Origin of the sequence: Labilibaculum sp., assembly GCF_963664555.1 — a bacterium.
Lineage (GTDB): Bacteria > Bacteroidota > Bacteroidia > Bacteroidales > Marinifilaceae > Labilibaculum.
Genome location: NZ_OY761461.1, coordinates 4554295 through 4569740 on the forward strand (window position 1 = coordinate 4554295; position 15446 = coordinate 4569740).

Annotated in this window: 18 protein-coding genes; 12 read left to right on the plus strand and 6 right to left on the minus strand. The window is 39.0% G+C overall.

What is annotated here, in order from left to right; genetic code table 11:
- Positions 1-151 precede the first annotated feature (151 nt).
- From ACKU4N_RS18120 to ACKU4N_RS18165, 10 genes are all read left to right on the plus strand, one after another.
- Positions 152-934, plus strand: coding sequence for an SCO family protein (locus tag ACKU4N_RS18120; protein WP_321318802.1), 783 nt, complete (start codon positions 152-154; stop codon positions 932-934).
- A 95-nt stretch (positions 935-1029) separates the two neighbouring features.
- A complete protein-coding gene (locus tag ACKU4N_RS18125) occupies positions 1030-2640 on the plus strand; it encodes a cytochrome c oxidase subunit I (protein WP_321318804.1) in 1611 nt (536 codons plus the stop codon).
- Positions 2633-3247: a cytochrome c oxidase subunit 3 family protein gene (locus tag ACKU4N_RS18130; protein ID WP_321318806.1), complete on the plus strand. Its 615-nt coding sequence runs from the start codon at positions 2633-2635 to the stop codon at positions 3245-3247. Before ACKU4N_RS18125 ends, ACKU4N_RS18130 begins: the two co-directional genes overlap by 8 nt.
- Before the next feature lie 10 nt (positions 3248-3257).
- The gene (locus tag ACKU4N_RS18135) at positions 3258-3545 is read left to right on the plus strand and encodes a cytochrome C oxidase subunit IV family protein (protein ID WP_321318808.1); all 288 of its coding nucleotides are present in this window, start codon (positions 3258-3260) and stop codon (positions 3543-3545) included.
- Positions 3546-3548: 3 nt separating this feature from the next.
- Positions 3549-4493 (plus strand): cytochrome c oxidase subunit II, encoded by a 945-nt coding sequence (gene coxB, locus ACKU4N_RS18140; protein ID WP_321318810.1) that lies wholly within the window; start codon positions 3549-3551, stop codon positions 4491-4493.
- 7 nt (positions 4494-4500) lie between these two features.
- Complete coding sequence (locus tag ACKU4N_RS18145; RefSeq protein ID WP_321318812.1) at positions 4501-5367, plus strand: protoheme IX farnesyltransferase; 867 nt, start codon at positions 4501-4503, stop codon at positions 5365-5367.
- 81 nt (positions 5368-5448) lie between these two features.
- Positions 5449-5766: a cation transporter gene (locus ACKU4N_RS18150; RefSeq protein WP_321318814.1), complete on the plus strand. Its 318-nt coding sequence runs from the start codon at positions 5449-5451 to the stop codon at positions 5764-5766.
- 1127 nt (positions 5767-6893) lie between these two features.
- On the plus strand, positions 6894-7475 hold the full coding sequence (locus ACKU4N_RS18155; protein ID WP_321318816.1) for a DUF3885 domain-containing protein: 582 nt from the start codon (positions 6894-6896) through the stop codon (positions 7473-7475).
- Positions 7476-7668: 193 nt separating this feature from the next.
- Positions 7669-8271: a hypothetical protein gene (locus tag ACKU4N_RS18160; protein ID WP_321318818.1), complete on the plus strand. Its 603-nt coding sequence runs from the start codon at positions 7669-7671 to the stop codon at positions 8269-8271.
- Positions 8255-8689: a hypothetical protein gene (locus tag ACKU4N_RS18165; RefSeq protein ID WP_321318820.1), complete on the plus strand. Its 435-nt coding sequence runs from the start codon at positions 8255-8257 to the stop codon at positions 8687-8689. The genes ACKU4N_RS18160 and ACKU4N_RS18165 overlap by 17 nt, the downstream gene beginning before the upstream one ends.
- Before the next feature lie 54 nt (positions 8690-8743).
- Here the strand turns inward: ACKU4N_RS18165 and ACKU4N_RS18170 are convergent, their stop codons facing one another.
- From ACKU4N_RS18170 to ACKU4N_RS18180, 3 genes are read right to left on the minus strand one after another with little or no spacing between them, the layout of a single operon-like run.
- Positions 8744-9163, minus strand: a complete 420-nt coding sequence (locus tag ACKU4N_RS18170) for a group II intron maturase-specific domain-containing protein (protein ID WP_321322752.1) — start codon at positions 9161-9163, stop codon at positions 8744-8746.
- 20 nt (positions 9164-9183) lie between these two features.
- Complete coding sequence (locus ACKU4N_RS18175) at positions 9184-9882, minus strand: reverse transcriptase domain-containing protein (RefSeq protein WP_321318822.1); 699 nt, start codon at positions 9880-9882, stop codon at positions 9184-9186.
- 51 nt (positions 9883-9933) lie between these two features.
- Positions 9934-10146, minus strand: a complete 213-nt coding sequence (locus tag ACKU4N_RS18180; RefSeq protein ID WP_321318824.1) for a hypothetical protein — start codon at positions 10144-10146, stop codon at positions 9934-9936.
- 818 nt (positions 10147-10964) lie between these two features.
- Between ACKU4N_RS18180 and ACKU4N_RS18185 the strand changes: the two genes are divergently transcribed.
- Positions 10965-12002: a hypothetical protein gene (locus ACKU4N_RS18185; RefSeq protein ID WP_321318827.1), complete on the plus strand. Its 1038-nt coding sequence runs from the start codon at positions 10965-10967 to the stop codon at positions 12000-12002.
- Positions 12003-12275: 273 nt separating this feature from the next.
- On the opposite strand, the gene ltrA is transcribed toward ACKU4N_RS18185, so the two are convergent.
- Both ltrA and ACKU4N_RS18195 read right to left on the minus strand, forming a co-directional pair.
- Entirely contained in the window at positions 12276-13190 is a 915-nt protein-coding gene (ltrA, locus tag ACKU4N_RS18190; RefSeq protein ID WP_321318829.1) for a group II intron reverse transcriptase/maturase, read from the minus strand.
- Between the two features lie 51 nt (positions 13191-13241).
- A complete protein-coding gene (locus ACKU4N_RS18195) occupies positions 13242-13412 on the minus strand; it encodes a hypothetical protein (RefSeq protein ID WP_321318831.1) in 171 nt (56 codons plus the stop codon).
- 765 nt (positions 13413-14177) lie between these two features.
- Here ACKU4N_RS18195 and ACKU4N_RS18200 point away from each other — a divergent pair.
- Positions 14178-14936, plus strand: a complete 759-nt coding sequence (locus ACKU4N_RS18200) for a hypothetical protein (RefSeq protein WP_321318833.1) — start codon at positions 14178-14180, stop codon at positions 14934-14936.
- A gap of 93 nt (positions 14937-15029) precedes the next feature.
- On the opposite strand, the gene ACKU4N_RS18205 is transcribed toward ACKU4N_RS18200, so the two are convergent.
- Complete coding sequence (locus ACKU4N_RS18205; RefSeq protein ID WP_321322753.1) at positions 15030-15434, minus strand: group II intron maturase-specific domain-containing protein; 405 nt, start codon at positions 15432-15434, stop codon at positions 15030-15032.
- Positions 15435-15446 lie beyond the last annotated feature (12 nt).

The window sequence follows — 15446 nt, forward strand, 5'->3', positions numbered from 1 at the left end:
TCCTACAGTCTAAATAGCTAACTACCGCAAAAAAAGGCAATTAGACATAAGCCCCAATCAAATATTTTTATATATTTATATGGATCAGAGTAATGATTGCCAAATAATTGCCCCATTTCTCTCCTTTACCCTAAACAATGGAGGACTATTTATGAAATTAAAACTTACTGTTTCTTTTCTGCTAATCTTGATTACTTCTTTATCATTTGGTCAAGACGTAAAAGACTTGTATTACGACATAGAGGTTGGAGTCATAGAACATCTTGACGATACCATTCCTGAGGACATACAATTAACTAACGAAGCCGGCGAATTGATCTTTTTAAAAGATCAAATTAACAAACCTACTGCAATTGTATTTGTCTACTTCCGTTGCCCGGGTATCTGCAGCCCTTTAATGGATGGCATTGCAGATGTCATTCAAAAAAGTGACTTGGAAATCGCTAAAGATTATCAAGTGATCACCATCAGTTTTGATCCTCAGGAAACATATGATCTGGCCGTTAAAAAGAAAAACAACTACAAGTCCTTAATCAAAGGCAAAAACACTCAGGAGGGTTGGAAATTCTATACCGGCGACAGCCTGAATATTGCCAAAGCAACAAAAGCACTGGGATTTAGATATAAAAAAACCGGCAACGAATACACTCATGCGGCCACAGTTATTGTAACAAGTCCCGATGGCAAGATCACCCGCTATTTAAATGGCACCTACTTTTTGCCATTTGAGTTTAAGCTGGCGATGATGGAAGCCTCTAAAGGACAGGCAGGACCAACAATCAACAAACTACTTCAATATTGCTATTCCTACGATCCGGTAGGACAAGCCTACGTTTTAAACATCACGAAAATAACAGGAACCATCATCTTAGTTATGGGACTGATCGTATTTCTGTTGTTAGTGTTTAAGAAACCTAAAAGGAAACGAAATTAATTAAACCACTAATTCCTCAGATTAACACAAATACGATCTATCAAAATTTGTGAAATCTGTGGTTCTGATTAAGATAAAAAATTAACACTATACCTATGTCTGATACCGTAATTCAAAACCATGAGCTAAACTACCTTGAATATCAGGGACGATACAAAGGAATATTTGCATGGATTTTCTCAACAGACCACAAACGAATCGGCTTGTTGTATTTATACAGCATGCTGGTGCTTTTTAGTGTAGCCGCTATTCTGGGGCTGCTAATGAAAATAGAGCTGATAGCACCCGGGAAAACCATTATGGATGCCCAAACTTACAACAGCTTTTTTACCCTTCACGGGATCACCATGATCTTTTTAATCGTGGTTCCGGGCTTACCCGCTGTGTTTGGAAATTTCTTTCTGCCTCTGATGATTGGGGCAAAAGATGTGGCATTTCCCAAGCTGAATCTTCTATCGTGGTGGATCTATATTTTAGGTGCTGCAATTGCACTTTCGGCTCAGTTTTTTGGTGACGGACCTCCGGATACGGGCTGGACATTTTACGCTCCCTACAGTTTTAGAACCGGAACAAATATGCTGCCGGCCGTTACTGGTGCGTTTATACTGGGTTTCTCATCTATTGCCACAGGTATCAACTTTATTGTTACCATGCATAGAATGAGAGCTCCCGGTATGTCGTGGATGAAAATGCCGCTATTCCCTTGGGCTCTTTACGGTACCAGCTGGATTCAGGTACTGGCAACGCCTATTGTTGGTGTTACTTTACTAATGATTGTACTGGAACGTACCCTGCAAATCGGTTTTTTCGATCCTGCCTTAGGCGGCGACCCAATCTTATATCAGCATTTATTCTGGATTTACTCCCACCCAGCTGTTTACATCATGATATTGCCTGCGATGGGGGTGATCTCGGAGATTATTCCAACATTCGCACGAAAAACCATTTTTGGATACAAAGCCATTGTCGTTTCAACACTGGCAATTGCATTTGTTGGTTACTTTGTTTGGGGACATCACATGTTTACATCAGGAATGAGTGGAACGGCCCTGTATACATTTTCGATTCTGACATTTTTAGTGGCCATTCCCAGTGCCATTAAAATATTCAACTGGGTGGCTACCCTTCATAAAGCTTCCATCGATATTCAAACCCCTTTCTTGTGGGCTCTTTGCTTTCTTTTTGTTTTCATGATCGGAGGATTATCAGGAATGGTACTGGGTGCCTTATCGGCCAACGTTCATTTGCACGATACGGCATTTGTGGTTGCTCACTTTCACTTTATTGTTTTTGGAGGCACCGGATATGCATTTTTTGGAGCTCTGCATTACTGGTACCCAAAAATGTTTGGAAGAATGTACGACAAAGGTTGGGCGAACATAGGTTTGGCAGTATTCTTTACTGGTTTTAACACACTTTATCTTCCCATGTTTTATTTAGGAATGATTGGAATGCCCCGCAGGTATTACGACTATGTTGAAGAATTTCACGGACCAAACATCGTTTCCTCGTTTGGAGCCATGCTGATGATTTCAGGTTTGATCATTATCATTACCAATTTGGTTCGCTCGGCCCGCAAAGGAGCAATTGCAGAAGCTGATCCCTGGAAAGGAAAAACACTGGAATGGACAACTGCAAGTCCTCCGACACTTGAAAATTTTGCCAAAATCCCAGTAGTAACCAAACTGCCATACGACTATGAGTAATCATGCACACATTGATGAACACCGCGACGATGAAGGTGCTAAAACAGGAATGTGGATCTTTATATTTACTGAACTGCTGCTTTTTGGCGGATTGTTTATTGTCTATTCGGTATACCGTTACTTAAACCCGGCTGCTTTCCATTTGGCCGCCGAAGAGCTGGATACTTTTATCGGCACCGTAAATACCGTTATTCTTTTGGTGAGCAGTATGACCATCGCCATGTCCATCAGTGCCATGCAGTATAAAAATAAAAAACTTACGTTGCTATTAATGGGCGTTACTATTTTATTAGCTGTGCTATTCATGGTGAATAAGTATTTTGAGTGGAGTGGAAAAATTGCACATGGAATTTATCCTGGTAGTCCTACGCTAATGGAAGCCAGTCAGGGAGAAATATTGTTTTTTGGTTTGTACTACGCCATGACCGGGCTTCATGCCTTACACATTGTTATAGGAGTCGCATTTATTGCCTGGGTAATGAGACTGGTTGTAAAAGATGAGGTACAACACGACAACTTCGCAATACTTGAAAACAGTGGGTTGTATTGGCATTTAGTCGATTTAATCTGGATTTTCCTTTTCCCCTTATTCTACCTAATCACTTAATTGCACTGTTATGGAAAAAGAACAACACACCCACATTGTAAAATACAAAACCTATGTATTTGTTTTGATTGCTTTGCTTCTCATGACCTTTACATCAGTGGCCATAACGAGTATTAATTTAGGTCCGTACACAGTTTCGGCGGCATTACTGCTGGCAGGCAGTAAATCTTTATTGGTATTACTGATTTTTATGCACCTAAAGTTCGACAAAAAGTTCTATTCCATAATGATAGGCGGGGTATTACTGCTGTTTGCCTGTGTGATTTTAATTACGTTCTTAGACTACTTATACCGATAGCTTATGACTTCCAAAGCAATACCCGATGCTTCAAATTTTGTGAAAGGTGTAGATACTTCTTTCGAGGTGATATTAGGAATCATTTTCTTTTTCCTCATCGCCATCACAGCTACCATGATATACTTTGTATTCCGATATCGCAAAGAAAGAAATCCGGTAGCCACCCAAATCCACGGAAGTGTTTCCCTTGAGATACTTTGGACGGTTATTCCCACCCTATTGGTGATGGTGATGTTTTATTACGGATGGATGGGTTACAAACCGATGAAGGAAGTCCCTGACGATGCTTTTGTAATTAAAAGTGTTGGCAGAATGTGGAATTGGCAGTTCGAATATGAAAACGGCAAAAAAACAGATACCCTGTATGTTCCTTTGGATCGTGCTGTGAAACTGGACTTGGTAGCTCTGGATGTAATACACAGTTTATACATTCCCTCGTTTCGGTTAAAGCAGGATATTGTTCCCGGAAAAAAACAAATGATGTGGTTCATTCCCGGCCGGGAAGGCGAATTCGATTTGTTTTGCACAGAATATTGCGGCTTGCGGCACTCCTCCATGCAAACATCTGTAATTGTAATGCCACAGGATAAATTCGACAGCTGGTACATCGATACAACCGAAACCGTTCCTCTTATTACTGATAAACCCGGTGCTTTGGGCTTAATCATCGTTAAGAAGAATGGTTGTCTGGCCTGTCACTCGCTCGATGGATCGAAGTTGGTTGGCCCAAGCTGGAAAGGTATATTTGGCAAAACCGAAACCGTAATTACAAATGGTCAAACAAGAGAAGTAAATGTCGATACAGCCTATGTAATCAACTCCATCTACAATCCTAACGATGATATTGTAAAGGGGTACAGCAAAGGTTTGATGCTTTCCTATAAAAACGAATTGACAGAAGATGATATCGACGAAATCATTGAATTCATGAAGACGCTTTCTAATTAAACAACTTATGAGCATATCCCCGAAAATATCAACACTCTCTGAATTGGGAAAAATTAAAATCGCTGTTCCAATAGCCATTTCCTGTTTCACTGGATATTTACTGTATTCTCCCGAATTCTCATTGGATATGGCTTATGTGGTGTTTGGTATTTTTCTGATTGTGGCCGGAGCTTCAGCTTTAAACCACATTCAGGAGCACAAAAAAGATGCGTTAATGAACCGCACCAGATTCCGGCCCATTCCATCCGGAAAAATCAGCATTTCGGAAGCAGTGAAATGGAGTGTTTTCTTCCTGCTTTCGGGCTGTGGCCTTTTGGCTTTGGGAGGCACTACCGAAAGTTTATGGCTGGCCATATTCTCCATCTTTTGGTACAACCTGGTATATACTCCCTTAAAACAGATTTCGGCATTTGCTGTTGTTCCCGGAGCGTTAAGCGGTGCATTTCCTCCAATGATTGGTTACGCTGCAGCAGGCGGTAATTTTTTGGACTGGCCCATTTTAGCCCTTTCCTTTTTCTTCTTTATTGGTCAGATTCCGCACTTTTGGCTCTTGTTGCTGCTCTATGGCGAAGATTATAAAAAAGGAGGCTTTAAAGTACTGACTGATGTGTTTAGCGTAAAACAAATTCACAACATCACATTAATATGGATGCTGGCTACCATCATGGTCGCTTTGCTGCTTCCCATATTCGATGTTCTCTCGTCACAAGTTCTGATCTGGTCTTTGCTGGCCATGTCATTATTCATTATCCCCAATAGTTTTATTCTTTTAAAAAATTACGATAGAATAACGGTTCGGAAATTGTTTTTGCGCTTAAACCTGTATTTCCTGATGATCATGATCCTGATTAGTATCGATAAACTTTACTTTTAGAGCTGTTCCCATCTTGTTGTCACAGACTGGACATTTACATCAATCCTTTTTATATTTACAATTCAACTAAACCCTGTTAAAATGAAAAAAATTCTAATCGTAGTATTTGCAATTGCTTTCCTGGCCGCTTGCCAGTCGAATACTAAAAAAGCAGAGAGCAAAAAAACCGAAACAACACAAGTGGTTGACTATGAAACAATGGAATTGACCGTAACCGGTATGACCTGCACCGGCTGCGAAAACACAATTAAAAATAGTCTCAAACAAATTGATGGGGTTGTTGAAGTGGAAGCTTCCCATACAAATAGTAAAGTAACTGTTAAAGTGGAAAAGGATAAAGTTACCCGTGAAGAAATTGCACAGCAGATTGAAGCCGTTGGTTACAATGTAGAGAAGTAAAATAAGAACCTGCGAAGCTGCATTACAAAGAGGCTGTGCAAAAAGTTGAATCTTATCCTATTCAACGACTTTTACCCTCAAATTCCCTAAAGGGAAGTCGTTGAAATTCAGTCTCCCTTTAGGGGCAGGGGTAAGACTGAATTTCATTTTCGTACGAAATAATTACTTTTTGGACATCTTTCTTTTCCTTCCAATGAATTAAGCCAAAGCCAGACTTTGGCTGCGAATTTGCACCCAATGCAAAATGATACCGATATATATAAGAATCAATATCCAGTTGGCGCAGATAGGGATTATTTGACTTCGTCGATTTTCAATTCAAATACGAATCGGTATTAGACTGGAAAAAAACAGGCAGTCTTTACCCATCAATAAGCAGTGCCGGCGAGCTGGAAGCTGCGAAAGTAAGCTCGGCTTCAATTAAAAATGCAGGTGTTAATTACCGTGCCAACAGTCGCATTATAAAAGCAGTAAACGACGCTGGATTTAACAAAATTTGATCTTTTCAGAAAACCACGTGTGGTTTCGATGCAAACCACACGTGGTTTCATCCAAAAGCACGTGTGGTTTTGAGTAATACCACACGTGGTTTTGACCAAAAGCACGTGTGGTTTCGAGTAAAATCACTGCTGCAAGCTAAAAGCGTGAAGAAAGATTTGGCTTCGGCCAGTAAGTTGAAGCAAGATTGCTCTTGTTTTGAGGCAAATGATAACAGGAAATATAAAGGCTTGAAGGAGTGAAATGAAGCGAATGCAAAACATCTATTGCCGTTGCTTTTAAGCAACTGATCAAATGATGCCAAAGCAAAACATGAACAATATTTTAATTTCAGTTGGCTAAAGCAAAACTGCAATAGATGAAAAAACAACTCTCCTTTTGGTCCTCCCCCAGTTCAAAATGCCCTTTTCAGGCAATTATCCGCAGGCCTGCAAGTTGGCAACTTTGACAGCTTGAATCTTTGTTTCAATTCACTACTTTAGTATGGCTTTTACCGATGACATTTCATATTGTCATCATAATTAGGTGTACATTACTGCCCGATATGGGTCGGTAAATACACTTTTCACTAAAATATTAACGAAATAAAGCCCATTTCTTTATTTAGGAGTTATAGCGCATATTAAAAAATGACACCAGAGCAATTTAAGACATATTGGACTAAGACTTATCCTGATTCGTATCCGATTGATTACGAACTTAAGACTATTTTTAGCAATAGATGGTTTCGGATTCATAACCTACCTGATTCAAAAAGATATGCAGAGAGCGATGATGAATATAAAATCATTTTGAGTAGGCAAAACAGATTGATTAGTGATTTATTTCAATCGGATGATTTTTTTATTGTTATAGGATTTTATAACTATGATTTATCAAGCCCTTTGTCTGATGACTATTTTGACTTAGACAAATTTCACAAGATTGATACTTTAGCATTACATAAAATTCGACCTGACGAATATCAAGACGATGAAGTATATTATGAGATTTATATGAAACCTGACAAATGGGAATCGGATAAATTTAATGATTTGTTGACAAAGATTGCTGATTGTGAGATTAGAGCAATGTTTGTAAACTCAACGAAAAATATAACCGTTGTTCCATATGATGGTGGTATGGATATAATATTGCCTGACACAAAGACTCGTGATGATTTTAAAATAAAATACAAGGATTGGCTATCATCAAGAGAAGACGGATTATAGAATGACAAAAAAAGTACGCGCTATAACACGTGGTATAAAAAATTGCCGGGACAGTGGGTTATTCAAGGGTTTAGCTCTTATAAAACTCTCGTGTACCTTGATAAGTAATCGCTTCGAACACGGCAACTTTTAATACCACCACCGTTAGCAGCAAGCAGGCTGAACGACACAGACATAACTGATTAACTAAAAAATGATTAATAAGATTTTCATACTGACAATATTGATTCTATTCCAGCTATCATGCAGTGGACAGATTAAGGATATTAAAAAACTTGAGGATTTTAAGTTCGAATCAATATTTGGGTATTTTGAGAGTGACAGTTCAAATACTTATTGTTTGTTAGGTCAAGGATATTTTAGAACACCTCGCTCAGACAATTCAGATTCATTAATCAATCAATGGTTTATTAATAATCCGGATGCTTTAGTAATTCCAGTATCGAGTATGGGGCCGACAATGACTGCTGACCCTGATTCCAAAATGACATACTGTTGGATAGTAAGTAAGTCTGACACTTTAAACTTATTTCTTATTAAGCAAGGGTGTTTTCCTAGAGGAACAATGCAGAAACCAACTTTACGAAGAATGAAACCTTCTATATTTGGTTCTTATGGTTTGTTTGAGAATATAAGATTGAGACGAGAGCATAACAAAATGATAAAAGGTGAGAAAGCAAAAGTTAAAGACTATATCCGAAAAAGGGACTATAATAACTTTATTGAAAAGTTAATACAAGCAGAAAAACACGCTAAGGATAACAATCTTGGAATTTGGAATGAAAAGACTAATTAAATTAATAGCTAAATATATTTTCCTGATACTATCGGTAGTTTTACACGTAATTACCTTTTTTAGTTATTTGGACTATTTAAAAGTGTTAGAGCAAATTGAACAGGATAATATACCTATTGATATTATGTTTGGTGGTTGGACTATTGCTTTATCATTTATGATTATAGCTCTCTATGAATTGATTGTAAAAAGTAAATATTTTAAATTATTGATTCGTATTTTTCTGGTACTTTTATTCATAGGTGCTATATTGAAAAATGTAATTCCAATTGATGATTTTGATGCAGGAGTTGAGAATACATCTGCTTTCTCTGGATTTATAACATTGATATTATTTTTGATATACGGATTGAAGAAAATTTATGAGAAGAGACGAATGCCAGCTGCTAAATTGAGTAGATGGTCCCGACTAAAATAGTCGGGATGCACCTCTCACACCACCGTACGTACGGGTCTCGTATACGGCGGTTCGTTAAGTTAAGGGGAATAAGGAATCACGTCGAACAGGCGTGATTTGTTTGTAAATGTCGAGCATAGATTCATAACCGCGTTTCCGCAATCTTTCAAGAGTAATAGTAGTTACCAAAATAGGACTCTGAGCAATCGCCCAACCACCCATACGTGAACGAGACCATGCATAGGCTTGTCCTTGTTCAACTCCTAAACGAATCAGGTTTTTCCGTTTTCGTTCAAGTTTTTTCCAATGGTGCCAAATGCAATATCTGAGCCTGTTGCGCAGCCAACCGTCGAGATCTTGAAGTTTGACTAAAATACTTGCCATACGGAAGTTATTTACCCAACCCCGCTGAACCTCATTCAGTTTTTGGATGCGTTCCTCAAAGCTCATCGGTGTCGTTTTTCGAGTGATTAGTTTGAGCTTTTCTTTCAGCATGTTATTCACAAAATCCAATTTTAAAGGTGTTCATGGTCTCGCTTCGCTCGGCACCAACTCTTTTCTGATACTATCAGTTGGTACTTGCCCCGCTCACCTTTCCTGTAGGTAGGCACAAAGCCAAAACCCAAAACGGTAAAATGAACAGGTCGCCGAATGCCACTCTTTTCCCGATTAATTGTCAACTTGAGTTTATTTCGTAAAAACTTGTAAACCTTGTTCCCAACTCTTCGGGCGGTAGCTTTCGATTTGGTATAAATACTAAAATCGTCGGCATAGCGGATGAATTTCAATCCCTGTTTTTCCAGTTCCCGATCCAGTTCATGCAACATGATATTGGACAGCAACGGACTCAATGGACTCCCCTGCGGTACGCCTTTTCTGCGTTTGACCAACTTGCCTTCGATTAAGATCGGGGCACGCAGCCATTTGCGGATTAAACGCATTGTTGCTTTGCATTTTACCTTGCGATATAGCTGTTGCAGTAAATGGCAGTGATCGACTTCATCGAAGAAGGTCTTCAAGTCAATATCTACAATATGCTGATAGCCATCGTTGATATATCCCTGAGCTTTTAGTACTGCCTGATGCAGACTTCGGTTCGGTCTGAACCCAAAGCTAAAGTCCGAAAAATCGAACTCAAACTTTGCCGTGATAATTTGAAGTACCGCTTGCTGAAGCAAACGGTCGGTTACAGTCGGGATACCCAATAAGCGCATCTTCCCGTTTCCTTTTGGAATTTATTCACCAAACTATATTTTAAAAGGTGTTCATGATCTCACTTCGTTCGGTACAACTCCTAAAATGGCTTGAGGCAAATAGTTACCCGAACGAACCTTTTCTTTCAACTCCTCTCGATTAATCGACATGAGTTCTGAAAGTTTAGTCACGGGCATATGGTCAACTCCTGCCGAACCTTTGTTCTTTTGGACTTGATACATCGCCCGCAGCAGGTTCTTTCCTGTTAGTATTTGTTCAATCATTTTAGTTTACTTTTTCTTTTCCCTGTTCCGCTTAATACAAAGCTAGAGTTGTTAACAACAGCTTCTTTGCAACATTTGAAACAACTTAACGTTCAGCCCTTCACTGCTCTGTGAGTCCTCCACAATCTCTATTTGTGGCTCATGGTCTTACAGCTACTATGGCCTCTGCTGAGTTGCTCATAAAATAATTCCATGCGAATTCGCGATTTCCGCTTCGCTCCAATTCTTGCCATAACCAACTCGTGGTTGACAAGACCTCCCCTGGTAAGAACATTTTATTCACGTAATAATTTTAATATAGTGTTCATGATCTTCCTACGGTCGGTACCTTCCTCCAATGCCTGCCTGATCTACTACTTCATTTATTCTCTTTATTTAAAGAGCTGGGACGTCGACATGATGTGCTGCCTTATCCAAACTTATAGCCTCATATCAGGTTCCTGTTCGTCAGTACCGGATTTTGTAGTCTCGCTTCCTTCAGTGCATACCTCACGGTAAACCACCTTGCGACTTACTAATGCTTCTGAGAGTCACCACAGTGCATAAGGGACTTGCACCCTCTGGAAAAAAAATACACCCTCCAAGAATCATTGTTTATGCTAAATTTGTATATTTAACATTTTCAACGACCTTTCGGTGGGTGTGGTCATGCTCATGCAGGGCACACACACAGTACATATTGCAGGGCGGGGTTCGGTGGTACGCCAACTGCGGATTCCCGTTTCGCAGTTCCGTGTCCTTCGGACAGGAACGCTCTCCGAAATCCGCCCCGACAACATGTACCAACCGTTACAACACATTTAAAAATTGACATAGGAATGCAAAGAATTAAGGAGGTATTATTAGTCATACTAGTTTTAATTGGCTCTTCATGTTTTGCACAAGATAATTGTGAAAAGCTTTTGTCTGAGAAAATAGATTTAATCGCAGTTCAAAATGAGAAGAAAGAATTTGTAGAAAAAATTAAAATCTTACTTGATTGTAGTTTTGACTCAGTAGATAAGGAGGTGCTATTGGGAAATGACGAAGATGGCATGATTATACATTTTCTCTTGCAATTTTTAAAAAAATTCAATGTAAGAAAAGATACTGATAAGAATGTCACATATGGAGACTTAAAAATAATAATCGAAGATGTAATAAAACGGGAAGAATTTAAAGTTGGTCGCCAAATAGTAATGACCAAAAATAAAATTTTTGACAAGCCAGCTACATTATCATCATGGGAAGAAGATCTTGAGCTTTTAATGCAATTAAACCTAACTGAATTTGACATTACTAAAATCAAAAAAATAATAGAAGAAAATGAAATTAATAATTGGACTTACTCTGATGTAATTCAAGAATTAATGACATATTATGAACCTAAAAACACGATGGAATGTCCAATTCCAAGTTATTATGACTGGTTCTATTTACCTCACAAATTAGATGGTTATTTTGAATTAGCTGAAGGAATGGAATGTTCACGTATTTCTAATAAGCCCCTTTTATTATACTTTACCGGACATGGTTCTGTAGAATCACGAGAATTTGAAGCTTTTGTTATGTCTGATTCAGAAATATTAAAACTATTAAAACAAAAGTATGTTATTACGTGCCTATATGTTGATGATAAAAGTAAAGCACTTCCACAATATCATATTTATTCTGAACAAGCAAATGATACCATTAGGCAAATAGGTAAAATAAACCAATATTATCAAAAACAGCTGTCTAGCAACAATGATCTGCCAGTATTATATATCATTGACTCAGAAGGGAATCAGCTATCTGACTCCTATTATTTTAATGAGTCAATAGATTTGTTTAGAGAATTTTTAACGAAAGGAATAGAATCCTATTATGAAGAATAAACGTGTTGTAATTGAGTAGATGGTCCCGACTAAAATAGTCGGGATGCACCTCTCACACCACCGTACGTACGGGTCTCGTATACGGCGGTTCGTTAAGTTAAGGGGAATAAGGAATCACGTCGAACAGGCGTGATTTGTTTGTAAATGTCGAGCATAGATTCATAACCGCGTTTCCGCAATCTTTCAAGAGTAATAGTAGTTACCAAAATAGGACTCTGAGCAATCGCCCAACCACCCATACGTGAACGAGACCATGCATAGGCTTGTCCTTGTTCAACTCCTAAACGGATAAGGCTTCGCCTTTTCTTTTCGGGTTTCTTCTCCCGAGGATCGGGACCATATACAATATCTGAGCCTGTTGCGCAGCCAACCGTCGAGATCTTGAAGTTTGGCTAAAATACTTGCCATACGGAAGTTATTTACCCAACCCCGCTGAACCTCATTCAGTTTTTGGATGCGTTCCTCAAAGCTCATCGGTGTCGTTTTTCGAGTGATTAGTTTGAGCTTTTCTTTCAGTCTCTTCCAACTCTTTTCTGATACTATCAGTTGGTACTTGCCCCGCTCACCTTTCCTGTAGGTAGGCACAAAGCCAAAACCCAAAACGGTAAAATGAACAGGTCGCCGAATGCCACTCTTTTCCCGATTAATTGTCAACTTGAGTTTATTTCGTAAAAACTTGTAAACCTTGTTCCCAACTCTTCGGGCGGTAGCTTTCGATTTGGTATAAATACTAAAATCGTCGGCATAGCGGATGAATTTCAATCCCTGTTTTTCCAGTTCCCGATCCAGTTCATGCAACATGATATTGGACAGCAACGGACTCAATGGACTCCCCTGCGGTACGCCTTTTCTGCGTTTGACCAACTTGCCTTCGATTAAGATCGGGGCACGCAGCCATTTGCGGATTAAACGCATTGTTGCTTTGCATTTTACCTTGCGATATAGCTGTTGCAGTAAATGGCAATGATCGACTTCATCGAAGAAGGTCTTCAAGTCAATATCTACAATATGCTGATAGCCATCGTTGATATATCCCTGAGCTTTTAGTACTGCCTGATGCAGACTTCGGTTCGGTCTGAACCCAAAGCTAAAGTCCGAAAATTCAAATTCAAACTTTGCCGTGATAATTTGAAGTACAGCTTGCTGAAGCAAACGGTCGGTTACAGTCGGGATACCCAATAAGCGCATCTTCCCGTTTCCTTTTGGAATTTATTCACCAAACTATATTTTAAAAGGTGTTCATGATCTCACTTCGTTCGGTACAACTCCTAAAATGGCTTGAGGCAAATAATTACCCGAACGAACACTCTGTGTCAGTTCCGCTTTATCAATTGACATCAGATCTGAGAGTTTAGTCACGGGCATACGATCAACTCCTGCTGAACCTTGGTTCTTCTGGACTTGATGCATCGCCCGCACCATATTCTTACGTGTAAGTATTTGTTCAATCATTTTAGTTTACTTTTTCTTTTCCCTGTTCCGCTTAATACAAAGCTAGAGTTGTTAACAACAGCTTCTTTGCAACATTTGAAACAACTTAACGTTCAGCCCTTCACTGCTCTGTGAGTCCTCCACAATCTCTATTTGTGGCTCATGGTCTTACAGCTACTATGGCCTCTGCTGACTTCTTGCCATAACCAACTCGTGGTTGACAAGACCTCCCCTGGTAAGAACATTTTCCTTCCTCCAATGCCTGCCTGATCTACTACTTCATTTATTCTCTTTATTTAAAGAGCTGGGACGTCGACATGATGTGCTGCCTTATCCAAACTTATAGCCTCATATCAGGTTCCTGTTCGTCAGTACCGGATTTTGTAGTCTCGCTTCCTTCAGTGCATACCTCACGGTAAACCACCTTGCGACTTACTAATGCTTCTGAGAGTCACCACAGTGCATAAGGGACTTGCACCCTCTGGAAAAAAAAATACACCCTCCAAGAATCATTGTTTATGCTAAATTTGTATATTTAACATTTTCAATAACCTTTCGGTGGGTGTGGTCTTGCTCATGCAGGGCACACACACGCGGTCATAAAACATTGCGCGGATAGTGCTAAATTTGAACAACATAACACTTAATCAACGGCAGCAACGATCTGATATGGAAGTGCTTCGAAGTGCGCAACGTTTCATACCGTCAAACCGTTATGGGCAAGGCTAATTGACATTCTACAAGATGAATACATTTGAGATTATTATAACATTGACATTCGTTTTGGGCATCGGATATATTTCATATTTGATTGTCAAAGACCCTGTTTTGTTACTCAAATCTTTATTGCGTGGACTTAAAAACAATGACAATTGGAAAACTCTAATTTTATTCTTTCCTATTTGGGGCCCAATCTGGGTGCTTGACAGATTATTTGGTTTGAAAATTTACATCAAAGACATTGAAGAAGCATCAAGGCCTAAACATATTAATTTTAATGACTTTGAGAAGTATATATTAGTCAATACTGAAGACAGAGAATTCATTGAGAAAGTGATTAAATCTTTTCAAGACGACTTCGATCCGCTAGAATATAATTATAGTTTAGGAGGTTCTGACATAAAAGTATCCAAATGGGGAAACAAAATAGTTTTAAAATTTGAGCAAGCGGTAAGCTTTGACAGTTTTAATGTAATAATTCAATATTTGGATAATTCAGCTCCACAAAATCAGATATATAATGTTAAAGCCATTCTTTTAAATAGACACAATCGCGCTGATTCATATTTTGTCTTTTATGACACAGCATATTCTTTAAAACTTGTAGGTAAATCTTATCAAAATAAGAGAATGTATGTTGACCTTGATCCAGCGAAAGTTAATGATCAAACAATTTACTTTAATTCCAACATTGAGAACTTTAATAACTTTAAATTTGATGAGTTTGAATCAAATATGAAAGGACTGAACTTTGAAACCATAAAAATAAAGCCCAGCCCATAATCGAATAGCCCGCCCCGCTAGTAATCACTAGCAGGGAGAGGCTTTCACACCACTGTACGTACGGGTCTCGTATACAGTCCCGAGGAATCGGGATTAAGTTATGGGGAATAAGGAATCACGTCGAACAGGCGTGATTTGTTTGTAACTATCGAGCATAGATTCATAACCGCGTTTCCGCAATCTTTCAAGAGTAATAGTAGTTACCAAAATAGGACTCTGAGCAATCGCCCAACCACCCATACGTGAACGAGACCATGCATAGGCTTGTCCTTGTTCAACTCCTAAACGAATCAGGTTTTTCCGTTTTCGTTCAAGTTTTTTCCAATGGTGCCAAATGCAATATCTGAGCCTGTTGCGCAGCCAACCGTCGAGATCTTGAAGTTTGACTAAAATACTTGCCATACGGAAGTTATTTACCCAACCCCGCTGAACCTCATTCAGTTTTTGGATGCGTTCCTCAAAGCTCATCGGTGTCGTTTTTCGAGTGATGGTTTTCAGCTAAGTCTGACC

Bases quoted from the DNA above. Each gene is read 5' to 3' on its own strand.
- ACKU4N_RS18120 (WP_321318802.1), top strand. From the start codon at position 152: ATGAAATTAAAACTTACTGTTTCTTTTCTGCTAATCTTGATTACTTCT.
- ACKU4N_RS18125 (WP_321318804.1), top strand. From the start codon at position 1,030: ATGTCTGATACCGTAATTCAAAACCATGAGCTAAACTACCTTGAATAT.
- ACKU4N_RS18130 (WP_321318806.1), top strand. From the start codon at position 2,633: ATGAGTAATCATGCACACATTGATGAACACCGCGACGATGAAGGTGCT.
- ACKU4N_RS18135 (WP_321318808.1), top strand. From the start codon at position 3,258: ATGGAAAAAGAACAACACACCCACATTGTAAAATACAAAACCTATGTA.
- coxB (WP_321318810.1), top strand. From the start codon at position 3,549: ATGACTTCCAAAGCAATACCCGATGCTTCAAATTTTGTGAAAGGTGTA.
- ACKU4N_RS18145 (WP_321318812.1), top strand. From the start codon at position 4,501: ATGAGCATATCCCCGAAAATATCAACACTCTCTGAATTGGGAAAAATT.
- ACKU4N_RS18150 (WP_321318814.1), top strand. From the start codon at position 5,449: ATGAAAAAAATTCTAATCGTAGTATTTGCAATTGCTTTCCTGGCCGCT.
- ACKU4N_RS18155 (WP_321318816.1), top strand. From the start codon at position 6,894: ATGACACCAGAGCAATTTAAGACATATTGGACTAAGACTTATCCTGAT.
- ACKU4N_RS18160 (WP_321318818.1), top strand. From the start codon at position 7,669: ATGATTAATAAGATTTTCATACTGACAATATTGATTCTATTCCAGCTA.
- ACKU4N_RS18165 (WP_321318820.1), top strand. From the start codon at position 8,255: ATGAAAAGACTAATTAAATTAATAGCTAAATATATTTTCCTGATACTA.
- ACKU4N_RS18170 (WP_321322752.1), bottom strand. From the start codon at position 9,163: ATGCTGAAAGAAAAGCTCAAACTAATCACTCGAAAAACGACACCGATG.
- ACKU4N_RS18175 (WP_321318822.1), bottom strand. From the start codon at position 9,882: ATGCGCTTATTGGGTATCCCGACTGTAACCGACCGTTTGCTTCAGCAA.
- ACKU4N_RS18180 (WP_321318824.1), bottom strand. From the start codon at position 10,146: ATGATTGAACAAATACTAACAGGAAAGAACCTGCTGCGGGCGATGTAT.
- ACKU4N_RS18185 (WP_321318827.1), top strand. From the start codon at position 10,965: ATGCAAAGAATTAAGGAGGTATTATTAGTCATACTAGTTTTAATTGGC.
- ltrA (WP_321318829.1), bottom strand. From the start codon at position 13,190: ATGCGCTTATTGGGTATCCCGACTGTAACCGACCGTTTGCTTCAGCAA.
- ACKU4N_RS18195 (WP_321318831.1), bottom strand. From the start codon at position 13,412: ATGCATCAAGTCCAGAAGAACCAAGGTTCAGCAGGAGTTGATCGTATG.
- ACKU4N_RS18200 (WP_321318833.1), top strand. From the start codon at position 14,178: ATGAATACATTTGAGATTATTATAACATTGACATTCGTTTTGGGCATC.